Annotated in this window: 25 protein-coding genes; 22 read left to right on the forward strand and 3 right to left on the reverse strand. The window is 63.7% G+C overall.

Annotated features, from left to right (window positions below; genetic code table 11):
* Position 1 precedes the first annotated feature (1 nt).
* From DIC66_RS19775 to DIC66_RS19865, 19 genes are all read left to right on the forward strand, one after another.
* A complete protein-coding gene (locus DIC66_RS19775; RefSeq protein ID WP_117179904.1) occupies positions 2 to 286 on the forward strand; it encodes a hypothetical protein in 285 nt (94 codons plus the stop codon).
* A 23-nt stretch (positions 287 to 309) separates the two neighbouring features.
* The gene (locus DIC66_RS19780) at positions 310 to 708 is read left to right on the forward strand and encodes a biotin/lipoyl-containing protein (RefSeq protein WP_117179935.1); all 399 of its coding nucleotides are present in this window, start codon (positions 310 to 312) and stop codon (positions 706 to 708) included.
* Positions 709 to 940: 232 nt separating this feature from the next.
* Positions 941 to 1264, forward strand: coding sequence for a hypothetical protein (locus DIC66_RS19785; RefSeq protein ID WP_147321364.1), 324 nt, complete (start codon positions 941 to 943; stop codon positions 1262 to 1264).
* Between the two features lie 103 nt (positions 1265 to 1367).
* Entirely contained in the window at positions 1368 to 2168 is an 801-nt protein-coding gene (locus DIC66_RS19790) for an HDOD domain-containing protein (protein WP_117179936.1), read from the forward strand.
* Between the two features lie 127 nt (positions 2169 to 2295).
* A complete protein-coding gene (locus DIC66_RS19795) occupies positions 2296 to 3924 on the forward strand; it encodes a putative bifunctional diguanylate cyclase/phosphodiesterase (RefSeq protein WP_158558960.1) in 1629 nt (542 codons plus the stop codon).
* Positions 3921 to 5204, forward strand: coding sequence for an HDOD domain-containing protein (locus DIC66_RS19800; protein WP_117179907.1), 1284 nt, complete (start codon positions 3921 to 3923; stop codon positions 5202 to 5204). The genes DIC66_RS19795 and DIC66_RS19800 overlap by 4 nt, the downstream gene beginning before the upstream one ends.
* A gap of 124 nt (positions 5205 to 5328) precedes the next feature.
* On the forward strand, positions 5329 to 5799 hold the full coding sequence (locus tag DIC66_RS19805; RefSeq protein ID WP_117179908.1) for a cache domain-containing protein: 471 nt from the start codon (positions 5329 to 5331) through the stop codon (positions 5797 to 5799).
* Positions 5796 to 7361 (forward strand): methyl-accepting chemotaxis protein, encoded by a 1566-nt coding sequence (locus DIC66_RS23665; RefSeq protein WP_117179909.1) that lies wholly within the window; start codon positions 5796 to 5798, stop codon positions 7359 to 7361. The genes DIC66_RS19805 and DIC66_RS23665 overlap by 4 nt, the downstream gene beginning before the upstream one ends.
* A gap of 8 nt (positions 7362 to 7369) precedes the next feature.
* Positions 7370 to 9574, forward strand: a complete 2205-nt coding sequence (locus DIC66_RS19815) for a putative bifunctional diguanylate cyclase/phosphodiesterase (RefSeq protein WP_117179910.1) — start codon at positions 7370 to 7372, stop codon at positions 9572 to 9574.
* Between the two features lie 16 nt (positions 9575 to 9590).
* Positions 9591 to 10133, forward strand: coding sequence for a copper chaperone PCu(A)C (locus DIC66_RS19820; RefSeq protein ID WP_117179911.1), 543 nt, complete (start codon positions 9591 to 9593; stop codon positions 10131 to 10133).
* Positions 10134 to 10247: 114 nt separating this feature from the next.
* Positions 10248 to 10604: a DUF2946 family protein gene (locus tag DIC66_RS19825; RefSeq protein ID WP_117179912.1), complete on the forward strand. Its 357-nt coding sequence runs from the start codon at positions 10248 to 10250 to the stop codon at positions 10602 to 10604.
* Between the two features lie 201 nt (positions 10605 to 10805).
* Positions 10806 to 11252, forward strand: a complete 447-nt coding sequence (locus tag DIC66_RS19830) for a copper chaperone PCu(A)C (RefSeq protein WP_117179913.1) — start codon at positions 10806 to 10808, stop codon at positions 11250 to 11252.
* 12 nt (positions 11253 to 11264) lie between these two features.
* Positions 11265 to 11723, forward strand: a complete 459-nt coding sequence (locus DIC66_RS19835) for a copper uptake system-associated protein (protein ID WP_117179914.1) — start codon at positions 11265 to 11267, stop codon at positions 11721 to 11723.
* A gap of 23 nt (positions 11724 to 11746) precedes the next feature.
* Positions 11747 to 12163, forward strand: coding sequence for a DUF2946 family protein (locus tag DIC66_RS19840; RefSeq protein ID WP_117179915.1), 417 nt, complete (start codon positions 11747 to 11749; stop codon positions 12161 to 12163).
* Positions 12164 to 12245: 82 nt separating this feature from the next.
* Positions 12246 to 14648, forward strand: a complete 2403-nt coding sequence (locus tag DIC66_RS19845; protein ID WP_117179916.1) for a TonB-dependent receptor — start codon at positions 12246 to 12248, stop codon at positions 14646 to 14648.
* A gap of 14 nt (positions 14649 to 14662) precedes the next feature.
* Positions 14663 to 15208: a YcnI family copper-binding membrane protein gene (locus DIC66_RS19850; protein ID WP_117179917.1), complete on the forward strand. Its 546-nt coding sequence runs from the start codon at positions 14663 to 14665 to the stop codon at positions 15206 to 15208.
* A gap of 44 nt (positions 15209 to 15252) precedes the next feature.
* A complete protein-coding gene (locus DIC66_RS19855; RefSeq protein WP_117179937.1) occupies positions 15253 to 15906 on the forward strand; it encodes an energy transducer TonB in 654 nt (217 codons plus the stop codon).
* Between the two features lie 6 nt (positions 15907 to 15912).
* A complete protein-coding gene (locus tag DIC66_RS19860; RefSeq protein ID WP_117179918.1) occupies positions 15913 to 16626 on the forward strand; it encodes a MotA/TolQ/ExbB proton channel family protein in 714 nt (237 codons plus the stop codon).
* Between the two features lies 1 nt (position 16627).
* Positions 16628 to 17038 (forward strand): ExbD/TolR family protein, encoded by a 411-nt coding sequence (locus DIC66_RS19865; protein ID WP_117179919.1) that lies wholly within the window; start codon positions 16628 to 16630, stop codon positions 17036 to 17038.
* A gap of 12 nt (positions 17039 to 17050) precedes the next feature.
* On the opposite strand, the gene DIC66_RS19870 is transcribed toward DIC66_RS19865, so the two are convergent.
* Entirely contained in the window at positions 17051 to 18934 is a 1884-nt protein-coding gene (locus DIC66_RS19870) for a diguanylate cyclase domain-containing protein (protein WP_117179920.1), read from the reverse strand.
* 21 nt (positions 18935 to 18955) lie between these two features.
* Entirely contained in the window at positions 18956 to 19450 is a 495-nt protein-coding gene (locus tag DIC66_RS19875; protein WP_117179921.1) for a hypothetical protein, read from the reverse strand.
* Positions 19451 to 19630: 180 nt separating this feature from the next.
* On the opposite strand from DIC66_RS19875, the gene DIC66_RS19880 reads away from it, so the two are divergent.
* Positions 19631 to 20656, forward strand: a complete 1026-nt coding sequence (locus DIC66_RS19880) for a GGDEF domain-containing protein (protein ID WP_117179922.1) — start codon at positions 19631 to 19633, stop codon at positions 20654 to 20656.
* Positions 20657 to 20835: 179 nt separating this feature from the next.
* Here DIC66_RS19880 and DIC66_RS19890 read toward each other — a convergent pair whose 3' ends face one another.
* A complete protein-coding gene (locus tag DIC66_RS19890; RefSeq protein WP_117179923.1) occupies positions 20836 to 21720 on the reverse strand; it encodes a M48 family metallopeptidase in 885 nt (294 codons plus the stop codon).
* 21 nt (positions 21721 to 21741) lie between these two features.
* Between DIC66_RS19890 and DIC66_RS19895 the strand changes: the two genes are divergently transcribed.
* Positions 21742 to 23085, forward strand: coding sequence for an AmpG family muropeptide MFS transporter (locus DIC66_RS19895; RefSeq protein ID WP_117179924.1), 1344 nt, complete (start codon positions 21742 to 21744; stop codon positions 23083 to 23085).
* Between the two features lie 80 nt (positions 23086 to 23165).
* On the forward strand, positions 23166 to 23885 hold the full coding sequence (locus tag DIC66_RS19900) for a response regulator (protein WP_117179925.1): 720 nt from the start codon (positions 23166 to 23168) through the stop codon (positions 23883 to 23885).
* Positions 23886 to 23888: the final 3 nt, after the last annotated feature.

Genomic DNA, 23888 nt, shown 5'->3' on the forward strand with positions numbered 1-23888 from the left:
CATGCAAGAACCCAACCCAGACACACTGGCCCTGCTGGCGCAAATGCGCCAGGAGCTCGACACCCTGCGCCAGCGCGTGGCCACGCTGGAGCAAGGCGCGCTGCAGGCGGCTGCCTCGTCAACCGCCGCTGCACCACCCAGCGAAGAAGACCTGCTGCTCATCTCCGCCGCCGTGGCCGCCTTTTTGGGCGTGCGCGCCCGCGTGCGCCAGGTGCGCCTGGTGCACTCCAGCGCCTGGGCCCAGGTCGGGCGCATGGGCAGCCATGCCTCGCACCACACCCATTGATTGATTGTTTGATTGGATCTGCCGTGAAACTGCGCATAACCCTGGATGAGCGAACCTTTGAGGTCGAGGTGGAGGTGGCCGAGACCGAGCACGCCGATCTGCCGCCGGCCTACCCGGTGGGCACGGCGCGACTGAGCGGCAGTGCGGCCAGCGCGCCCGGTGCAGCCAAGGCGGGCAGCGCAGCCCCCCCGGCAGCCGTGGCCGACGAGAGCCGTGCCTGCCGCAGCCCGGTCTCGGGCGTGGTGGTCAAGGTGGTGGCTGCACCAGGTGCCAGCATCCAGGCCGGTGAATCGATTCTGGTGCTCGAAGCCATGAAGATGGAGACCAACATCACCGCACCCGTCTCGGGCATGATTGCGTCCATACGGGTGCAGCAGGGCGACCGCGTCCAGACCGGTGACGTGCTGGTGGAATTTACCTGAGCCCTGCGGGTACGGAATTTGCATGTGTTCATTCCTGTCACAGGAGGTTCACATGGATCATTTTTTCAAGGATATCCTTCTGGCCATCACCGTCACCATGGTGGCCGTCCTGCTTTCCGGCGTGGTTCAATGGCTCAGGCCTTGAGAACGCGCCAAGCGGCCGCACAATAAGGGGTGATGCAAGAAACAGGGGGAGCGCGGCACAAGCCGCCGTACAAGAAAGATGGCTGTCATGGGATTACGTAAAAGCTTTTTGGCCCTGCTGGGCCGTGAAGAGGCAGAGACAACGGACACATCCGATGCGGTGCTGGAACACATCCGTCTGGCCATGCTGAGCGCCATTGAGGTGCACTGCGACACCCAGGACATCGCCGTCTACAAGCCCATACGCTATGCACGGGACCTCTCCGCCCTGTGGTTCATGCGCCCCCACCTGATGCAGGCCATTGCGGCCAGCCGCAGCGAAGCCATCGCCATCGAAGTGCTGCACCAGATCACCGACCTGTTCAAGGGGCACCTGGCAAGCGCCAATGCCTCCCGCTTCGGCTCGCTGTAAAGCGCCACGCAGCCTGATTGCTGACAGTCGGCCACGCGCTGTTTTGTGGCCGTCAAACTGAGGTAAATTGTCAGCACCACACACAACGGGAATGGGAGCCAGCATGTCATCCATCGATTCATTTTTTGAATCCGTGAAACTTCCGTCCATTCCTGACCTGGCCCATTCGCTGATCCAGACGCTGAACGACGAAGACGCCTCCCTGGACGAGGTCGGCGACCTGATCACCCGTGACCCGGCCATCTCCGCCAAACTGCTGCGCCTGGCCAACAGTGCCCAGTTTGGTTTGCCACGCGGCGTGGGCACCATTGAAGACGCCATCGCCATGGTGGGCATGAACAAGGTGCGCACCCTGGCCCTGGGCGCCTGCCTGAGCGGCTCGTTTCCCGTGGTGGCTGGGCTTGACACCCACAGCTTCTGGAAGACCTCCATGGCCTGCGCCGGCTACTCTGAATGGCTGGCACGCAAGGTGGGGGTAGATGCGCAAACGGCCTGGCTGACCGGCATGATGCTGCGCCTGGGTGAGCTGCTGATTGCACAGGCCCAGCCCCAGGCCCTGCTGGAAATCGAACAGCTGCCAGCGCCGCCAGGCACGCGCTGGCAGCGCGAGAAAAAGCTGATCGGCTACACCGAGGGCGAGCTCACCGCCGAACTGGCGCGCCGCTGGAATTTCCCCATGCAAATGGTGCAGGCCCTTCAGCGCTCCGCCGACCCGCTGGTGGAGCAGGCCTACTCCAGGCTGGGCGCCATCATTCACCTCGCCGGCCTGCTGGCTGACACACCCAATGCCGGGCCGGAGCAGGTGCCAGACCTGCCCTCCGACGTGCTGGCCAACCTGGGTTTGGGGCTGGACTGGATGCAGGACCACTTCCCCAGCAATGCCGATTTCATAGACGCTGCCTAAAAACAGGCCAGTTCATCGGACCGGCATCCGCTTTAGTCACCGGTTTGTATGACAGGGGGTGGTATTCTTCGTCCAACGATTTTGACGGAGGATGAATGGGCGCATTGATACGCGAGGTCTGCACTGCATGACCACTCCCACGCTGGACAGGGTTCTGGACGCTGTGTTGCGGGTGGACGCGGGCCTGAATGTCCAGTTCATTTCCGAATCGGGGCAGCGTTGGTTTACCCGGGTTCCAGGCTCGGAGCTGCCCAGAAACTTTGCCGAAATCGTGCACCCGGAGGACCTGCCCGGCTTTCGGCAGTCCATGGCCGATGCTCCCGAATCCTTTTCCTGCGACCTGCGTGTCCTCAAGGGCGGCACGGAGTGCTGGATCAACCTGCGCAGCTACCTGCTCACGGCGGTACAGCAGCATGTGTTTTGCATCGTCGACATCTCCATGTGGAAGACCGAGGACTCGGCCCTGCGCCATGCGGCCCTGCATGACGAACTCACCGGCCTGCCCAACCGCGCCTTCCTGAAGAAGGCGGTGGAACAGCGCATGCTGGATGGCGTTTTTCCTTTTTCGGTGGCCTTGCTGGATCTGGACGGCTTCAAAAAGGTCAACGACACCTATGGCCACGCCATGGGCGACGCCGTGTTGATCGAGACCACCAAGCGGCTGCAAAAGCTGCTCAATCCGGGCGACATCATGGCGCGCCTGGGCGGTGACGAATTTGTGATCCTGTTTGACGGCAAGAACGCACAGGCCGCACAAAAGGCCCTGAAGAACGTGCTGCTGGCGGTGGCCCGCCCCTATGACACGGCGCCGCACAATGCCTATCTGGGAGTGAGCATCGGCGTGGCCGAGTACCCCATGCATGGGGAGGACTACTCCATGCTGCTCAAGAACGCCGACACCGCCATGTACTTCTCGAAGAAGTCGGGCAAGAACCGGGTGACGGTATTTGCGCTGACCGATGCCAATGTGGATTTCTCCATCAAGGCGGCCATCCACAACGGGATACAGGAGGGCGAGTTCTTCATGGAGTACCAGCCCCAGTACGACATGGACCGCCGGCTCATAGGCGCCGAGGCCCTGATGCGCTGGACCAACCGGGACCTGGGCCGGGTCGGCCCGGACCAGTTCATTCCGATCGTGGAGGACTCGGGCCTGATGCCCTTCCTGGGCAAATGGGCGCTGCGCTACTCCTGCCATCAGCTCAAGAAGTTCCATGCCCTGGATCCGGACTTTGTGCTCTCGGTCAACGTCTCGCCCATCCAGTTCAACAGCGACCACTTCGACCAGGAAGTGCTGGAGGTGATTGCCGAAACCGGCATTGACCCCACCCGCCTGATCCTGGAGATCACCGAGTCCACCCTGATGAGCAGCCAGGAGAAAACCGAACGTGCGCTGGCCCATTTGCGCGAAAAAGGCATCCGCTTTTCCATTGACGACTTTGGCACCGGCTTCTCCAGCCTGTCGTACCTGACGCGCCTGCCGGTGTCGAGCATCAAGATCGACCGGGCTTTCATCACGGCCATGGGCGCCGGTCCCTCGGCGGAAACTTCGGACAACAAGCTGGTCTGCGCCATGATCAACCTGGCACACAGCATTGACCTCAAGGTGGTGGCCGAAGGTGTGGAAACCGACATGCAATACGCTTTTCTGAAGAACGCCGGCTGCAACCTGGTGCAGGGCTACCTGCTGGGCAAACCCATGTCGGCCGACAGCATGGTGCGTGCGTTCCGGCAGCAACTGGAAGTGGCCGCATGAGCTCCGCCGTTGTCGACAAACTGCTGCTGGCCATCCGCGACTCCAAGGGCGTGCCAGCCAGCGAACGCTCGGTGGCATCGGTGCTGGGTGCGCTGGACAGCAGCAACGAGGGCAAGCACGCGGTTGTGAGCCACATCATTGAAGACTTTGCCCTGACGCAAAAAGTCCTCAAGCTGGCCAACTCGTCGATGTACGCGCCCTTTGGTGCGGGCTCAGCCTCGGTAAGTTCCGCCCTGGACGTTCTGGGCACGGACGCCGTGCTGCACCTGGTGCTGGGCGCCGACCTGATATCCGAAGAAGACCTGCAGCAGGACGACAACCTGTCCCGCACCCTGCTGGCCTCCGAGCTGGCACGCAGTGCCTGCGATGACCGCGTCGAGGATGCCTCGATTGCCACCCTGATGGTGGAGATCGGCCGCCTCATGACCGGCAAGTACCTGCCCACCGAGGCCCAGACCATTGCCACACGGGTGGCCGAGGGACAAGACCCGCAGGACGCTGCCAGCGCCGTTCTGGGCATGTCCTACCAGGAGCTGGGCGTGGAACTGGCGGCACGCTGGAACTTGCCCGACACCCTGCGCTCGGTCATCAATGGCACGGGCGACCCCACGCTGGTGGGCATTGCCCGCTTCTCCAGCGCGGCGTCCTCCCTGATTCACGAAGGCAAGCTCGAAGCAGCCAACACCTTGCTGCTCAACCTGGATGTACCCGGCGTGAACAAGGCGCAGTTGGGCGCACTGGTGGGCCGCAAGGTGGAAGCAGCCCGGCAAGCGGCAAGAGCCGTATCCGGCGGCTCTGCCGAGGCCGATCTGGGCGTGCTGCTGCAGACCTTGCAGGACAAGAAGAGCTCGCTGGAAGAGCTGACCAAGGCCCTGCTGGCGGGCCTGACCGACTCCCTGAAGACCGCGCATTGCCTGCTGTTCATGCTGACCCGCTCGGGCGAGCAGCGCGTGCGCTATGGCCACGGCAAGGGCGTGGACGAACTGCGCAACAAGCTCAAGGTGTCTGCCGACTTCCTGCCCACCGCGTTCCATGCTGCCATCAAGAAAAACATCGATGTGTCGATTGCCGATGTCTCCAAACTCAAGGACGCGTCCCTGCCGGAGGGCTACCGCACCTTGCTGCCCCACGTCACGCGCTTCATCATCCTGCCCATAGCCACCAGCCGGGTTTCCGGTCTGCTGTATTGCGACTGGGACACAACGGGTGCTCTCAATCAGTCGGAGATTGAAGCCCTGAAGAAACTGCGCAACATGCTGCTGCCTTTCTTCCCGCAATAAGGCCCGTGGCACACGATATTTATTGCAGGACTTCTGACTTACCCGCGTTGTAATGCACGCAGGCTGGAGGTATAAAGATTTGGTCGGTCTTTTTACTCCAATACATTCAGTCGAAGGAAATCCCATGAAACCGTTTGCAGCTGCATCCTCCCTTGTACTGGCCCTGGTTGCCATCATGGCGCCCATCCAGGCCACGGCCGACACCAAGGCCACCGCGGCAGAAGCCACGGCGATGGTGAAAAAAGGTGTGGCCGCACTCAAGGCCGGTGGCAAAGACCATGACAAGCTCTACACCGAAGTCACCGCCAAGGACGCCAAGTGGGTCGACCGTGACCTGTACCTGGTGGTCTACGGCATGGATGGCAGCGTCAAGGCCCACGGTGCCAACGCCAAGCTGGTAGGCAACAACCTGATGGACATGCTCGACATCGATGGCAAGCCCTACATCAAGGAGCGCATCGACCTGGCCAAGTCCAAGGGTTCGTTCTGGCAGGACTACAAGTTCACCAACCCCACCACCAAGAAGATAGAACCCAAGAGCATGTACTGCGAGAAGGTGGACGAACTGGTGGCCTGCGCCGGTATCTATAAATGAGGCTGGGCTACAAGCTGCTGGCCGCCCCTCTGTTGACGGCGGTCGTGGTGATTGCTGCCGGACAGATCAACGGCTACTTGCAGAATGTGCAGGCCGACAAGGGCCTGGCCTCCTCGAAGGACAGCCTGGACCTGTTCAAGACCATGGCCAGCGCACAGCAACAGGTGGCCGAGGTGCATGCCGGCGTTTACCGCACCGTGGCACTGGTGGATTCGCTGGACGCGGACAAGGTCAAGTCCATGCGTGCGGAGTTCACCACGCAATTGGCCGGTGTGCAGCGCGTGGTGACGGCCCTCGCCGAAGACACCGCGCTGGATGCCAAGGTGCAGGGCGAAATCAAGACCGCAGCCGCCCTGGTTGGCTCGTATGCCAAGCAGGCCGATGCGGCCATCAACTTCGCGCAGATCGATGCCAACACCGGCATTGGCGCCATGCAACGCGCGGAAGTGACTTTCAAGCAACTCATCAAGGCCGCAGGCGAGATCACGGCAGAGATTGAAACCCGCTCGCATGACACCATCACGCAGTCGCGCGAACAGGGGCGCAGCATCAGCTGGACCCTGGCGCTGGTGTCGGTGCTGGTGGGTGGCGTGGCCGTGCTGCTGGCCTGGCGCATGCAGCAGAAAATCGTGGCCGAACTGGCCCATGCGGCCCACGTTGCCCATGAGGTCGCGCAGGGCAATCTGGCAGTAGACGCCAGCACCCGGCGCGACGACGAGGTGGGCGACCTGCTGCGCGCCATGGGTGCCATGGCGCAGCAACTGAACCAGTCGATTGCCACGGTGCGCGAGTCCTCCGAGTCGATTCGTCTGGCCAGCGCCGAAATTGCCACCGGCAACCAGGACCTGAGCCTGCGCACCGAGCAGACCGCCAGCAACCTGCAGAGCGCCTCGAGTTCCACCGAACAGCTCAACCACACCGTCAGCCAGTCGGCCGCCGCGGCGCAGCAGGCCTTTGCCCTGGCAGCCAGTGCCTCTGCGGTGGCGGCCCGGGGCGGCGCGGTCATGGGGCAGGTGGTATCCACCATGGAAGAGATCAACGTCAGTGCGCGCAGGATCTTCGACATCATTGGCGTGATTGACGGCATTGCCTTCCAGACCAATATCCTGGCGCTCAATGCAGCGGTCGAGGCGGCCCGTGCGGGGGAGCAGGGGCGCGGCTTTGCCGTGGTGGCCAGTGAAGTGCGTTCCCTGGCCGGGCGTTCGGCCGAGGCGGCCCGGGAAATCAAGACGCTCATAGGCGTCTCGGTGGACAAGGTGGACTCGGGCTCGCGTCTGGTGACCAGTGCCGGGCAGACCATGGACGAAATTGTCGGCTCGGTGCAGCGTGTGTCAGACATCATCGGCGAGATCTCTGGCGCGGCCAGCGAACAAAGCCATGGCATTGGCCAGGTGAACACGGCCGTCAACGAACTCGACCAGATGACCCAGCAAAACGCCGCCCTGGTGGAGCAGTCCGCAGCCGCGGCACAGAGCCTGCGCGAGCAGGCCCAGCGGCTGGCCCAGGTGGTGTCCACATTCAAACTCTCGGGCCAGTCCGGGAACGTGCTGGCGCTGCGCTGAAAACACCCATGCCTGCCACGCAAGCCCTGGCCGAGGTGGCACAACTGACTGCGGAGCTGCAGGCCTGCAGGGACCTGCTGGCCAGACAAACCCGGTCCCTGCAGGTGGCCGAGCAAAAGGTGGCCAGTACCGAGCTTGAGTTCAACCGCGACTTCGGCTCCTTCCTGGACAAGACCAGCGACTTCGTTTATTTCAAGAACCGCGAAGGGCGCATGCGGTTTTGCAGCCAGTCGATGGCCACCCTGTTTGGCTATGCCGATTGGCGCGAGATGGTGGGCCGACTGGACCGCGAGCTCTTCCCGCCGGAAAGCTCAGAGGTCTACGCTGATGAAGAGGCCTACGTCTTTGCCCAAGGCCAGCCCCTGCTCAACAAGGTCAACAGCTACCGCGGCGCCAACGCGCAGCAGGGGTATGTGCAAACCAGCCGCTGGCCACTCTTCAACGCGCAGGGCGAGGTGGAGAGCATCTTTGGCATCGGCCGCGATGTGACCGACAACCGCCAGACCCAGGCGCATATCCAGCTGGCCGCCAGTGTGTTCACGCATGCGCGCGAGGGCATCATGATTTGCGATGCGCAGGGCAGCATCGTGGATGTCAACGCCTCCTTCAGCCGCATCACCGGCTACCGCCGCGAAGAGGTGATTGGCGCCAATCCGCGCATCCTCAATTCCGGGCGGCAGGACGCGGCGTTTTACGCCGCCATGTGGCAAACCATTGTGAAGGCCGGCCACTGGTCCGGTGAGATCTGGAACCGCCACAAGAGCGGCGCGGTCTATGCCGAGATACTCACCATCAGCACCGTGTTTGATGCCGAGCAGCAGGTCAAGAACTACGTGGCGCTGTTTACCGACATCACGCCCATGAAGGAGCACCAGAGCCAGCTCGAGCACATGGCGCACTACGACATGCTCACCGGCCTGCCCAACCGCCTGCTGTTTGCCGACCGCCTGGGCCAGGCCATGCGCCAGAGTGACCGCAGCAAGCACTCCCTGAGCGTGATCTATCTGGACCTCGATGGCTTCAAGGCCGTCAATGACACCTATGGCCATGAGACCGGTGACGCCTTGCTGGTGACGCTGGCACAGCGCATGCGGCTGGCCCTGCGCGAGGGCGATTCGCTGGCCCGCTTTGGTGGCGACGAATTCGTGGCGGTACTGGTCGGCCTGGAGCATGCCCACGACTGCGTGCCGGTGCTCGAGCGTCTGCTGCTGGCCGCAGCCGAGCCGGTCAAACTGTCGTTCAATGACGAGCCTGTCAGCCTGCACGTGTCGGCCAGCATAGGCGCCACCATCTACCCCAAGGACGGCGCCGATGCCGACCTGCTGATGCGCCATGCCGACCAGGCCATGTACCTGGCCAAGCAAGCCGGCAAGAACCGCTACCACCTGTTTGATGTGGCCCACGATACCGCCGTCAAACACCAGCGCGAATGGCTGGACCAAATGCGCCGGGCGCTAAAAGAAGGCGAGTTTGTGCTGTATTACCAGCCCAAGGTGGACATGCACAGCGGCCTGGTGTTGGGCGCAGAGGCACTGATCCGCTGGCAGCATCCCCAGCGCGGCCTGCTGCTGCCCGCCGAATTTCTGCCGGGCATTGAAAACCATGAACTCAGCGTGGAAGTGGGCGAATGGGTGATCGCCACGGCGGTGGCGCAGATCGGTGCCTGGCAGGCGCAGCACCTGTTGCTGTCGGTGAGTGTCAACATCGGCGCCCTGCAGTTGCAGCAGCACCATTTTGTAGACCGGCTGATGGCTATTCTGGAGCGCCACCCCGACGTGCCGCACCGGCACCTGGAACTGGAGATCCTGGAGAGCAGTGCGCTCAAGGACATTGCCGTGGTGGCCCAGGTGCTGCATGCCTGCCACGCCCGGGAGGTGCGCATTGCGCTGGATGATTTTGGCACCGGCTACTCCTCGCTGACCTACCTCAAGCACCTGCCCGCCGAGACGCTGAAGATCGACCAGAGCTTTGTGCGCGACATGGTGAGCGACCCGGAAGACCTGGCCATCGTCAACGGTGTGATCGGGCTGGCCCGGGCCTTTGGCCGCCAGGTGATTGCCGAAGGTGTGGAGACCGCCCAGCAAAGCGCGCTGCTGCTGTCGCTGGGCTGCCACCAGATGCAGGGCTTTGGCATTGCCAGGCCCATGCCGGCCGCGCACTTCATCCCGTGGATGCGCCAGTGGCAGGCCAGCCCCTTTGTGCACGCGAGTTAAGGCGGCGCTGCACGCTATGCTTGAGCCTGTCCACGCCGACTCCGGCTGGGCCCCCTATCTTTTCCAGGTACCCATGCGCCCCTTCCCTTTCCTGCGAGCTCCCTCCCTGCAACTGCTGCGCCGCGCCGCCATGGCCGGCTTGTGTGCCACCCTGATGGGCCACGCCGCCTGGGCGCAAGACGTTGTGGTGCAAAACGCCTGGGTCCGCGCGACCGTACCGGGACAAAAGGCCACAGGCGCCTTCATGAGCCTGTCCTCGGCCAGTGGTTCGCGCCTCAAGTCCGTCACGACCCCCGTGGCCGGTGTGGCGGAAGTACATGAAATGCGCGTGGAAGACAACATCATGAAGATGCAGGCCCTCAAGGGCGGCCTGGAGCTGCCCGCCGGCAAGACCGTGGAGCTCAAGCCCGGCAGCTACCACCTGATGCTGATGGACCTGAAAATGCCCCTGCCCAAAGACAGCCGCATTCCCCTGACGCTGGTGTTTGTGAATGCACGCGGCGTGGAGAGCAAGACCGAGCTGACCCTGCCCGTCAGCGTGCTGGCGCCCACACACTGAGGCCTGCGCACCCATCCACATAAAGGAAGGGTGTGCCAAAAATTACCGGTTTATTGCAAGCGCTCCAACTTATCGGTATTTACCTGCCGTTTGCCTTGCGGCAATAATCACACCATGCAAACCCTTCGCAACGCCAAACTGATCGCCCGCTTCGTGCTGGTCTGGTTTGCCTTGTCGATCGGTGTGGCCATTGCTTCGCCCATGGTCAATCCGCAAGGCATGCAGCTGGTCTGCTCCGGCTCCACAGCCATGAAGATTGTGGTGACCGATGACAACGGCCAGGCCACCACCAGCAGCCACACACTCGAGTGCCCGCTGTGTGCCAGCATCAGTGCCCCGCCTCCCATGGAGATCGTGGCCTTTGGTTCGGCGGCACCGGTGGCCTTTGCAGCGCCCCTCTACGGCGCCAGTGACATCCCGCTCACCCTGACCGCGCCTCCGCCTGCGCGCGGCCCCCCGGCGCGCTCCTGAAGCCTTGCCTGCAGGCATCCACTTCGTGGCTGCCTGCAGCGCCCTGTATCCCGGGAAGGTGATTGCGTTGGCCCTGCTGTGCAGGGCCCGCACCCATCCCGCCTGTCTGCATCCCGATCACGGCGCACCTGCGTCGCCCAAAAAATGAACCACACACCTTTTGCAGTCCACACAACCCTGCGCAAAACTTCACGGCTTGCCATGGCAAGCCTGCTGGCCATTTGCGCTTGCGGCCTCGCCATCGCGCAGAACGTCACCATCAGCAAGCCCTGGGCGCGCGCCACCGTGCAAGGCCAGAAGGCAGCGGGGGTCTTCATGGACCTGAGCGCCGCTGTCGGCACGCGGCTGGTGTCCGCCTCGTCGCCGGTAGCCGCCTTCGGCCAGGTCCACACCATGCGCATGGAGGGTGACATCATGAAGATGCAGGCCCTCAAGGAAGGGCTGGAACTTCCCGCAGGAAAGACCGTGGAACTCAAGCCCGGCGGCTTCCACATCATGCTGATGGACCTGCGGATCCCGCTGCAGAAAGACAGCACCCTGCCGCTGACCCTGGTGTTCATGGACGCCAAGGGCGTGGAAAGCCGCACAGAGATAACCGTCCCCGTGCAGGCCATGGGCCAGGCACCACACACCCACACCAGCAACTAAAGGAGAACCCCCATGAAACACTGGATTGTCGCTATCGCATGCTGCCTGTCACCCGTTCTGATGGCCGCGCAGGCACTTGCCTACGACGACGCCGAGCACCAGATTACCCAGGTGATGACGAGGCAATTTGAAAAACCTGAGGCCGCACTGACGGTGCTTCCCGTCAGCGTCGAGGGCGATTACGCGGTAGCCGGCTGGCTGCAGGGAACGCGGGGTGGTCGGGCCCTTCTGAAAAGGGACAAGAACCACTGGGCCATTGCCGTCTGCGGGGGCTCCGGGCTGACCCAGGCCAGCGTGCTGCAGTCCATTGGCATGCAGGGCGATGCCGCAGCCCGACTGGCCGCGGCCGTGGTGGCAGCAGAGGGCAAGCTGGGTGCAGACAAGCGCAAGCTCTTTGACGGATTTGAGGGCATGGTGAAGGTGAATGCGGCACAAGGCCATGCCGGGCACAGCGAGCACGCACCGAAATAAGCCTGAACCCGGCCAAGCTGCACATGACACGCACCCTGCTTTCAGAAAAGCTGCGCCGCCCCACTGCGGTGTGGTGGACTGTGCTGGTGGCCGTGTTGTTTGCACTGGCCCCCACGCTGACCCATGCGCTGGCCTGGACCGGCCTGGCAGGTGCCCAGCGTCTGGAGATTTGCTCCACCCAGGGCCCCCAAGCCCTTGCGTCGGCGCAGGCCTATGCCGTGGATTCCCCTGACGGGCAGGAGTCCACCACCCAGCAAACCCACTGCCCGTCTTGCCTGCACCAGGCAGACCGGTGTGCGCCTGCGCCCCACCTGTTGACTTGCGTCTTGAAGGTCACTGACGGACAGCAGGAGATGCCGGACTGGCAGGCTTTTTTCCACCTGGATCCACCCGCGCTGTGGGCCCCGCCACGCGGCCCACCCTCTGCAACAGGCAGTTGATCTGGCAGGCCGACAGGCCTGCCTTCAGGCACGCCCCGTACGGGGCGTGCCATCCATTCCTGTTCACTGTGGAGGACATTCCATGCTAAAAAATTCAGCAGCGGGCGCTGGTGCGCCCTCTTCAACATCCATTCTTTCGCTTCTGGCGGTTCTGGCACTGGGCCTGTCAGACGCTGCGTCAGCCCATGACACAAGCACAGACAGCACGGCCCCGGTCAAGTCACTGGGCGTGGTAACGGTCACCGGCGGGCAGCCCACCTCGCTGCCCACCCAAATCCCCACCACCATCGAAGGCATTACGCGCGAGCAGATCGAGCAGACCACCAATGCCACCGACAGCGAGGACGCTCTCAAGTACCTCCCCAGCCTGCTGGTGCGCAAGCGCTACATCGGCGACTACAACCACGCCGTGCTGTCCAGCCGCGCCTCGGGTACCGGCAACAGCGCGCGGTCGGCCGTCTATGCCGATGGCATCCTGCTGTCGAACTACCTGGGCAACGGCGCCACCTACGCGCCGCGCTGGGGCATGGTCACGCCAGAGGAAATCGAGCGGGTGGATGTGATGTACGGCCCGTTTTCCGCGGCCTACCCCGGCAACTCGGTGGGCGCCGTGGTGGACTATGTGACGCGCATGCCCACGCAGTTCGAGGGCCACGCCAAGATCAGCCTGATGTCGCAGCCCTTCAAGCTGTACAACACCGACACCACCTACAACGGCAGCCAGGAAAGCGCATCACTTGGCAACCGACAGGGCGACTGGTCCTGGTTTGCCGACCTGAACCACACCGACAGCCAGGGCCAGCCGCTGACCTTTCCCACCCGCTTGCTGTCCCAGGGTGTTGCCAGCAGTGCGGGCACCGCTGTCACAGGGGCCGTGCGGGACGCCAACACCGGCAATGCCCCCATCTACATCCTGGGCACGGGCACGCAGTACCACACCATCCAGGACCACGCCAAGGTCAAGCTCGCCTATGACTTCAACCCCACCCTGCGCGCCAGCTACACCCTGGGCCTGTGGCAAAACACCTCCGAGGGCCGGCCGGTGTCCTACCTGAAGGACGCCAACGGCAAGGCGGTGTATGCCGGCGTGGTCAACATCGGTGGCCTGGCGTTCAATACCAGTGCCCTGACGGGTGGTGATTTCCCGCTGACCAACGACAAGCTGGTGCACAGCATGCAGGGCCTCTCGCTCAAGAGCCACACCCAGGGCGTATGGGACTGGGAGGTGGCCGCCAGCCTGTACAACTACGACACCAACATCCAGCGCCAGAACGGCACCGGCTCACCCGCCGCCAATACCAGCAACCCTTTGCCAGCCGCGCTCAATGGCGGCAATGGCACCATCACCGATGGCAATGGCACGGGCTGGAATACGCTGGCCCTCAAAGGCATCTGGCGTCCGCAGGGCCCACAGGGTGCGCACCTGGTGGACTTTGGCTACCAGCAGGACAGCTACCAGCTCGGCAGCCGGACTTCCCTGACGAACAACTGGATTTCCGGCGCGCCCGGCACACTGGTCAACGAGGTGGGCGGGCACACCGCCCTGCGCAGCGTCTATGCACAGGACAGCTGGGGCTTCCGTCCCAACTGGAAGACCGTGCTGGGCGCACGGATTGAAAACTGGACAGCAGACAACGGCTTCACCACCTTTGGCGTGGGCAATGCCGCCAACACGCAGTACGCCACGCGCAATGAAAGCTTCGTCTCGCCCAAGGCCGCCCTGTCCTACCAGTGGGCAGACGACCTGTTGGTGAAGGCTTCCGTCGGGCGTGCCGTGCGCATGCCCACGGTGTCGGAACTGTATGGCGCCACCACGGTGTCGGCCACATCCCAATACATCAACGACCCCAAGCTGCGCCCCGAAAAATCCTGGACGGCGGAATTCACCGCCGAAAAGGATCTGGGCAACAGCCTGCTGCGCATCACCTACTTCGTGGAAGACGTCAAGGACGCGCTGTACTCCCAAAGCATCCTGGGCCTGCTGCCCAACCCCAACACAGCGGTGACGCGGGTACAGAACATTGGCCGCATCCTGACCAATGGCCTGGAGCTGGCCTTCAATGGAGAGAACGTGCTGGCCAAGGGCCTGGACCTGTCGGGCAGCATCACCTACACCGACTCGCAGATCATGGAGAACGAAGGCTATGTGGTAGTTCCGGGTGACACCATCGGGAAGCGGCAATCCAACATCCCCACCTGGCGTGCCACGGCACTGGCCAGCTACCGCGTGAATGACCACTGGAGCACCACGCTGGGTGCACGCTACAGCGGTCCGCAGTTCCGCACGTTGAACAACGCCGATGTGAACGGCTACACCTACCAGGGCGTGAGCGAGTTCTTCACCACCGATGTGCGGGTGCGTTATGCACAGGGCAAGCGCTGGAGCGCGTCCTTTGGCATCGACAACCTGAACAACTACCAATACTGGAACTTCCACCCCTATCCCAACCGCAGCTACGTCCTTGAGTTCAAGGGCACCATCTAAAGGAGACTCTGAAAATGAAATCTGTTACCCCCATTTTTGCGGCCTGTGCCGTCCTGCTGGCCGCCAGCGCAGCCCAGTCCCATGTGGTCCTGCAGGACGCTGCTGCCGCCGCCGGCGCCAGCTACCGCGCCGCCTTCCGGGTGGGCCACGGCTGCGAGGGTGCAGCCACCACCGGCATCCGGGTTCGCATACCCGAGGGCTTCCAGGGAACCAAGCCCATGCCCAAGCCGGGCTGGACCCTGACCACAACCAGCGCCCGCCTGGCCAAGCCCTATGACAGCCACGGCAAGACCATCACCGAAGACGTGGTGGAAGTGAGCTGGACTGCCAATGGAAAAGACAACGCCTTGCCCGAAGCCTGGTACGACGAATTCGTGCTGCGGGGCACCACCCCGGCACAGGGTGGGCCGCTGTGGTTCAAGGTCTTGCAAACCTGCGAGAATGCCCAAAACGACTGGTCGCAAACTCCCTCTTCAGGCACCTCCACCAAGGGTCTGAAGGCGCCTGCAGCTCTGCTGGAGGTGATTGATTCCGGGGCCTCCGCTGCCCACGCCCATTGAACCAACTGGCCCACACCTTGCAACGCTTCCGGCCCTCGCAAACCATGGCACTCATGTTGTGCGTGGTGCTGCTGCATGTGCTGGGCCTGTGGGCCCTGCAGAGTGGCCTGTTGCTGCGCGCGGTCGAAGCCGTGGTGTCTGTGGATGTCATCAGCGAACTGGTGGAGCTGCCCAAGCCCCGGGTGGAGCAGCCCCCTGCTCCACCACCATCGCCACCCAAGGCGCTGCAAAAGCCCATGCCCAGCCAGCCTGCGCCAAGCCCGTCGGTGGCCGCGCCGGCTGCACTGCCTGTGGCCATTGCCGACGCGACACCAGCGCCCAATGCCGTAAGCGGTGTCACCGCGCCGCAAGCAGCAGCGCCGCTGCTGGCCGCGCCCGTGTCCCCCAGCACGGCCAGCCCGGTACCCGCGCCCAGGGTGGAGCTGCCCTCCAGCGACGCCGACTACCTGCACAACCCCAAGCCGGAGTACCCCGGCCAGAGCCGGCGCCGCGCCGAGCAGGGAAAGGTGCTGCTGCGCGTCTTCATAGGCGCCGATGGACTGGCGCAAAAGGCCGAGATCAAAACCTCCAGCGGCTTTGCCCGGCTGGACCAGGCGGCACTGGCAACGGTGCTGGCCTGGCGCTATGCGCCGGGCAAGCGCGCTGGCGTGCCCGAAGCCATGTGGTTTGACGTACCGATTAATTTTGTTTTGGAGTGACGACTGATGAACCCCTCGTATGGCTTGGTGAATGTGTGGGACCAGGGCGACCTGGTAACGCGCGCCGTGCTGCTGGTGTTGCTGGCCATGTCCCTGGCCTCGTGGATGGTGATCCTGCTCAAGCTGGTGGCGCTCAGGCGCCTGCGGGCCCAGTCACAGGGCACCGAGCGTTTCTGGCATGCCCGGGACTATGCGCAGGGCCTGGCCGACCTGGGAGCGGACGCGGACAACCCGTTTGCGGCCTTGGCCCAGGAGGGCCAGAAGGCCACACAGCACGTGCGCACGGAACAAGGTACCCAAGAGGCCGAGCTGCACGAAAGCTTTGACCTCAGCGAATGGGTGACCCGCTGCCTGCGCAACAGCCTGGATGACAGCACGGCCCGGCTGCAGGCGGGCCTGGCCATCCTGGCCTCGGCCGGCTCCACGGCGCCCTTTGTCGGCTTGTTCGGCACCGTATGGGGCATCTACCATGCCCTGATGGCCATTGGTCTGGCAGGCCAGGCCAGCATTGACAAGGTGGCAGGGCCGATTGGCGAGGCGCTGATCATGACGGCCCTGGGCCTGGCGGTGGCCATTCCGGCGGTGCTGGGCTACAACGCCCTGGTGCGCGCCAACAAGGCTGTGCTGGCCCGGCTCAACCGCTTTGCCTACGACCTGCATGCCTACCACGTGACCGGTGCGCGCGTGGGCACGGCCAAGCCCCAGAAGGCAGGAGCCTGACATGTCCTTTGGCACCCAGGATGACACCGACGAGGTGATGAACGAGATCAACATGACGCCGCTGGTGGACGTCATGCTGGTGCTGCTGATCATCTTCATCATCACCGTGCCGGTGATGCAGCATGCCGTCAACATCGACCTGCCGCGCGCCAGCAACCAGCCCGAAAACGCCAAGCCCGAAACCATACGCCTGAGCGTGGACAGCAGCGGCGCCTACTACTGGAACGATGCCCCGGTGTCGGATGCGGCCCTGGCCCTGCAACTGCAGGCCGCGTCGGCACAGACACCCCAACCGGAGCTGCACATCCGCGGTGACAAGGCGGTGCGCTACGAGCGCGTGGCGCAGCTCATGGCGCAGGCGCAGAAGGCCGGGCTGCGCAAGATCGGCTTTATCACCGAGCCCGTGCAGTAGAGGCCGGAATCCTTATGGCGGGGCCGGGTCGGCGGCTTCAAAAAACCGCACCACATTGCGCCCGCTGGTCTTGGCTGCGTACATGGCCGCGTCGCCCTGCATCAGCAGCTCCGAGGCTTGGGGCAGCCCGTTGCAAAACAGCGCCACACCGATGCTGGCAGAGGCCAGATGCGTCACAGGAGCACCGGGCCCGGGCGCCTGCAGTGCGTAGGGTGTTGCCAGACTTTTGCGGATTTTCTCGGCCACGTCGCCCACCATGTGCGCAGCGCTGGCGCGGTCGTTGTCGAGTTCGCCCAGCAGCACCACAAACTCGTCGCCACCAAAGCGGGCCACGGTATCAACCTCGCGCACACAGGCGACGATGCGGTTGGCCACTTCCTGGAGCAGCAGGTCACCCAGTTCATGGCCATAGCGGTCGTTGAGGGGTTTGAAGTTGTCCAGATCCAGAAAGATCAGTGCGCCGTGCTTGTGCGACCGCTTGCTCTGGGCCAAGGCCAGGTTGATGCGGCTGTTGAGCATGCGCCGGTTGGCCAGGCCGGTGAGGGGATCGAAATAGGCCAGGTAGGCGGCCTCGTCTTCGGTGGCCTTGCGCTCGGTGACATCGACGATGGCCGCCACCGCCAGCGAATCCTTCAGCAGGCTGGCACTGATCTGGTACCAGCCGGTGCTGCCATCCCTGCGCTTTTGCCGGATCTCTTCGTGCAGGTTACCGCCGCCCAGCAGGATTTCCTGCGCCTTCTGGCTGAACGCAGCGAAGTCCTCGTCGCTGGCAAACAGGGTGCGCGTCGGCAAACTGGCCAACGCGCCTGGCGCGTAGCCCAGCATGCGGCAGGCTGCGTTGTTGGCCCACAGCAGCGTGTGTGACTGCAGGTCCACACGGATGAGGCCGATGAAGTCACTCGACAGCACGGCGCGCTGCTCTGCCACCAGCACCTCCATGGCTTCCTTGGCCTGCCGGGTGTCATCCAGCGCTTGGGTGCTGCCCTCCAGTGCCGACTTGAGTTGCGCCTGGACCTGCAGCAGTTCGGCATTCCTGCGGCGCACCACGCGGATGTGCAGCGCCAGCGCGGCCATGCTCAGGCTCAGAAAACCAATCGCCAGCAAGGCCAGCAGCCAGTTGCGCCGCTCGTATTCCTGGCGCGTCACATACACCACCTGCTTGCCCTGCCAGCGCTCCAGAATGGCCTGGCGCGTGCCGTCGCGCGCCATACCGGCCAGACCCGCGTTGATGCGCTCCAGCAGCAGGCGGTTGCCCTTTTTCACCGCGATGCGCGACTGGCTGCTCACCAGCGGCGGCTCCACCACGGTGATGCCCTCCATGCGGCTGATGCTGAGCTCGTACTCTCCCACCCAGCGGTCCACAAACACCGCGTCGAGCTTTCCCTCGCGCAGCATCTCGAAGGCCGCATGCCAGCTCGGCACCGTGACCAGCTGGATGCCGGTGTGCGGCCTGAGGTACTGGATGGGAAAGCCTCCGCCCTCCACGCCCACACGCTGTCCGTCCAGCGACTGCAGGTCGTGGATGGCGCTCAGGCCGCCGGAAACAAAGAGATGGAAATGGGAGTCCAGCAGCACGTCGGAGAAGTCGTAGAGCTTCTCGCGCTCGGCCGAGGGGTTGATCTGGATGAGGGCATCGGCCTGGCCCGCGAGCACCTGGGCTTGTGCCGCCTGCCATTCCACCGCCTGCACATCCACCTGCAGACCGGCATGCGCGGCCATCGCGCGCGTCAGGTCCACGGCCACACCCTGGGCACTGCCGCCGCGCGCAAAGACCACGGGCTCTATGCGCGCATTGCCCAGAAACACCAGGGGCTGGGCCCACGCCAAGCCATGGGTCAGCACCAGCAGCACCAGGGCCGCAAACATCCCTGCGCGATAGCGTGCCGGGACTGTCATGGCCTGCGAGGCTGTAGCGCCTTAAAAGTCGATGGCCAGCGGCGTGGGCAGCTTGTCATCCAGGTACAGGCTGTACTCGTCCCAGACGTCGGCGCCGTAGTGCTTGTCGCACAGCGCTTCGATATCGGCCAGGGTGATGAACAGGGTGCTGAACATGGTGTCGTAGTAGAAGGGCTCGCTGGTGCCGGTCTCTGTGTCTTCCTCGTGGTGGTAGCCGTGCACCCAGACGCGCTTGCCAGCGTAGCGGGCTTCAAAGGCGGCGCGGCGCTTGAGGTATTCGGCCTCTTCGTATTCGTCGTCGGCCATCTTGCGCAGGTGGTAAGCGTTTCCGTGCAGCGGGTGGGCCGGGTCGAGCTGCAGGTCCACCATCTGCCAGACGGTGGAAATCTGGGTGGCCACATTGGCCAGTTGTTCGGGGGTGATGTCGCCCTCCCAGTGCACCACATCGATACAACGGGAGTTGCCCACCTCTCCGTCCCAGATGCTGGCGCTGTGTTTCATGGTCTTGGCGTTCATAAAGCGTTTGTCTTCCGTGTGGCTGTAGTAGCCCTATCTTATGTGGCTTTGCACACTTGTGGCAGGAGCCAGCGACACCTGCGCCGCCCTCAAACCCCGGGGCAGGAAAAAATACACGGCCCGCGAGGCATTGGGACCCTCGCCGCAAATGTATGATCCGCTTGAATATCCCATAAAGACATGTTCAACACCCCGCACCTCCTGGACCAGCTGGTTAGCCTGACCGGCATCCGTGACCTGGAGTTGCTGGAGTCGAGTCTTCTCAAAACACTCAACGGCTTCATCCTTCCCTCTGTACTGACGCTGTACAAAGTGTCCTCACGCGGCGAGATACGCTCACAGCTGGTGTTCGGCCCTGAGCGCTGCACCGTGATCCGGGAAAACTTCCAGGTGCAGCCGGAGCTGATGCAGGCCTTTCGAGAGCACCGGGCGTCTGAACAGGGCAGCCTTCAGCTGGCGCTGGCGGACTGCATTCTGTCCGTGATGACGGTGATGGAGTCGCGCTCCAGCACCACCTATCTGGTGATTGGCAGCCAGCAGAGCCTGCGGGAAGAAGACAACCGCATGATTGGCGGCATGCTGCAGATCTACCGCAACTTCTGCCAGTTGCTGCAGGAGTCCCAGACCGATTCACTGACCGGCCTTGCCAACCGCAAGACCTTTGACGAGTGCTTCAGCCGGGTGTACGAGTTGCAACCGCTGGATGAGGAAGAGTGCGCGGTGGCCGTGGAGCAGCGCAAGCCGCACCAGCAGACCACCTACTGGATTGCCATGATCGACATCGATCACTTCAAGTCTGTGAACGACCGCTTCGGCCACCTGTATGGTGATGAAGTGCTGATCCTGCTGGCCCAGTTGCTCAAGAATGCCCTGCGCAACGACGATCTGGTGTTCCGCTTTGGTGGCGAGGAGTTTGTGCTGATGATCCGTTGCCAGGACCGCGCGGAAGCCGCCGGCCTGCTGGAGCGTCTGCGCGCATCGGTGGAGGAACAGGTGATCCCGCAGGTGGGTCACATCACCATCAGCATGGGCGCCACCGAGATGATGCGCAACACCTTCGCCGGCACGCTGCTGGACTACGCCGACAAGGCGCTGTACTACAGCAAGCAAAACGGCCGCAATCGCCTGACCTTCTTCGAAGACATGGAGAGCATGGGCCTGGCCACCCGCGAAACCGCACCCAGCGAAAACCTGGACTTTTTCTAAGAGCGTAGGGGCTCTGCAATCCCGCGCCGGGCCACCCCAAGCGGGATTAGCCCCCTGAGGGGCAGCGTAGTACACGCAGTGACAAGCATGGGGGCCAGGTTTTCCCGCTGGGCCGCCCCAAGGGAAAACGCGCCCCCTCGGGGGGCAGCGCAGCACACGCAGTGGCAAGCGTGGGGGCCCTATTTTTTTGCGCGCTCGTACAGCGGCATCACCCGGGGCAGGTTGGCCTCGATGTCGGCAATGCGCGTGCTGCCTGCCGGGTGGGTGGACAGCCACTGCGGTGGCGCATTCTTGTTGGCCGCACCCATCTTCTGCCACAGCGTCACCCCGGCACGGGGGTCGAATCCGGCGCGAGCGGCCAGCTCCATGCCCACCAGATCGGCCTCGGATTCATCCGAGCGACTGAACTCCAGCGTCAAGAGTTGCGCACCGTAGTTGGTCACGGTCTGGCCTATGGCGCCCAGGCCAAAAATCTGGCCGATCAGGTTCGCACCCATGCCAGTGGCGGCGTTCTTGCCCATGCGCTCACGCGCATGCTCGCGCAGTGCGTGGGCAATCTCGTGGCCCATGACCATGGCCGCCTCGTCATCGGTGAGCTTGAGCTGCTTGAGGATGCCGCTGTAAAACGCGATTTTGCCGCCCGGCATGCAAAAGGCGTTGATCTGCGTGGAGCCAATCAGGTTGACCTCCCACTGCCATTGTTTGGCCCGATCGTTCCAGGCAATGGCAAAGGGGATGAGGCGCTGGGCAATGCCGCGCAGGCGCTTGAGCTGCTGGTTGTCGGCCGGGGCCAGGGCATTCTTGCTGGCCGCCTGCTGCAGCATTTGCGCGTACTGCTGCCCTGCCGACTTCTCCACCGCGTCAGCCGGTACCAGCTTGGTAAAGGCAGAGTTGCCACCCACATTGACGCCCTCCTGCTCCAGCGCCGTGCTGGCCAGGGGCAGCGCCAGCAGGGCACAGGCCAGCAGCAGCGCCAGCGGCAAGCGTGGCCCGAAGGCGCGCGCTCCCGGCCAAATGCTGCGAAGGCGGGTGATGCGGGAGAGGGTGGACGTGGTTCGGTTCATGGTGCAAGTATTATTCCTCGTATGACCCTTTCAACGCACGTGGCCGCCGCCCCAGCCGACAAACCCAGCTGGGCGCAGACCCTGAAGGTGTATCTGGAGCCCGCCTCGCTGCGCATGCTGTCCCTGGGCTTCTCGGCCGGGCTGCCGCTGCTGCTGGTGTTTGGCACGCTGAGCTTCTGGTTGCGCGAGGCCGGGGTGGACCGCAGCACCATCGGTTTTTTGAGCTGGGTGGGTCTGGCCTATGGCTTCAAATGGGTCTGGTCACCCTTGGTGGACCGCATGCCCATTCCCCTGCTGACACGCTGGATGGGGCGCAGGCGCAGCTGGCTGCTGCTGGCCCAGACGCTGATCATGGGCGGGCTGGTGAGCATGGCGCTGACTGACCCCAAGCTGGCGCTGGCACCCATGGTCTGGTGCGCCATCGCTGTGGCCTTTGGCTCGGCCACGCAGGACATTGCGCTGGACGCCTTTCGCATCGAGTCAGCCGACGTGGAACACCAGGCCGCCCTTGCCGCCACCTACCAAACCGGCTACCGCCTGGCCATGATCTGGGCCGGAGCTGGCGCGCTGTGGATTGCCGCGCGCGCTGAAGTGGCAGGTGCGGCCGCGTACCAGCACGGTGCCTGGCAAACCGCCTACCTGGTGATGGCTGCGAGCATGCTGCCCGGCGTGTTGACGGTGCTGTTCTCGCGCGAGCCCGCGCCGCGCGCCCTGCCCCATGCCAGGAACGCCGCGGAGTGGCTGCAAGGCGCGTTGGTGGAGCCCTTTGCCGAGTTCCTGCGCCGCTACCGCTGGCAGGCCGGGCTGATCCTGGCGCTGATAGCCACCTACCGCATCAGCGACGTGGTGATGGGCATCATGGCCAACCCCTTCTACGTGGACATGGGCTACACCAAGGACGAGGTGGCCACCGTCACCAAAATCTACGGTGTGGTGATGACCCTGGTGGGCGCTTTTGTCGGTGGCGCCATGGCCCTGCGCATGGGTGTGATGCGGGTGCTGATGCTGGGTGCGGTGCTGAGCGCGTCGAGCAACCTGATGTTCGCCTGGCTGGCCGGCCAGGGGCACGATGTGGGCAAACTGGTCTTTGTCATCTCGGCCGACAACCTGGCCAGCGGCATCGCCTCCTCGGCCTTTATTGCCTACCTGTCTTCGCTCACCAACGTGAACTACTCGGCCACGCAGTACGCGCTGTTCAGCTCCATGATGCTGCTGCTGCCCAAGCTGGTGGCCGGCTATTCGGGCGTGTACGTGGACCACTTTGGCTACGCCGCCTTCTTCACCGCCACCGCCATGCTGGGTGTGCCGGTGCTGGCGCTGGTGGCCCTGGCATCGCGCATCACGACAAAAGCCCATGGTGACTGAATCCGCCGGTTTACCTATCTTTACCCCCACTTCAGCTGCGGCCAATCGCTTTGTAAAGCGTCAGCGCTAGACTGCAGCGCATGAGCCAACACCTGCTGATGATTGAAGACGATGCCCGCCTGGCCGCCATGGTCGGCGAGTACCTGGAACAAAACGGGTTCACCGTGAGCAAGGCGCCCGATGGCCTCTCCGGCCTCTCACGCCTGAACCAGGCCGGAGACAACCACCCGCCCGAGCTGGTCATTCTGGACCTGATGCTGCCCGACATCGACGGCCTGGAAGTGTGCCGCCGGGTGCGTGCCTTGCCGTCGAGCATGGCGCAGATTCCCATCCTCATGCTTACCGCCAAGGGCGACCCCATGGACCGCATCATCGGCCTGGAAATGGGCGCCGATGACTACCTGCCCAAGCCCTTTGAGCCGCGCGAACTGCTGGCCCGCGTGCGAGCCATTCTGCGGCGCAAGACCGAGCCCGCCATCGGCGCCAACCAGAGCCTGCTGCGCTTTGGCTCACTCAGCATTGACCGCGATGCGCGCACCGTCACGGTAGGCACCGATGAATGCGACCTGACCTCCTACCAGTTCGACCTGCTGGTGGCCCTGGCCGAGCGTGCCGGGCGCGTGCTCACCCGCGACCAGATCATGGAGGCCGTGCGCGGGCGTGAACTCGAAGCCTTTGACCGCTCCATCGACGTGCACATGGGCCGCATACGCGCGGCCATTGAATCCGACCCCAAGGACCCCAAGCGCATCCTCACGGTGCGCGGTGTGGGTTACGTGTTCGCCCGTCAGCAGGAGTGAACA

Origin of the sequence: Rhodoferax lacus (assembly GCF_003415675.1) — a bacterium.
In the GTDB taxonomy this organism is placed as follows: domain Bacteria; phylum Pseudomonadota; class Gammaproteobacteria; order Burkholderiales; family Burkholderiaceae_C; genus Allorhodoferax; species Allorhodoferax lacus.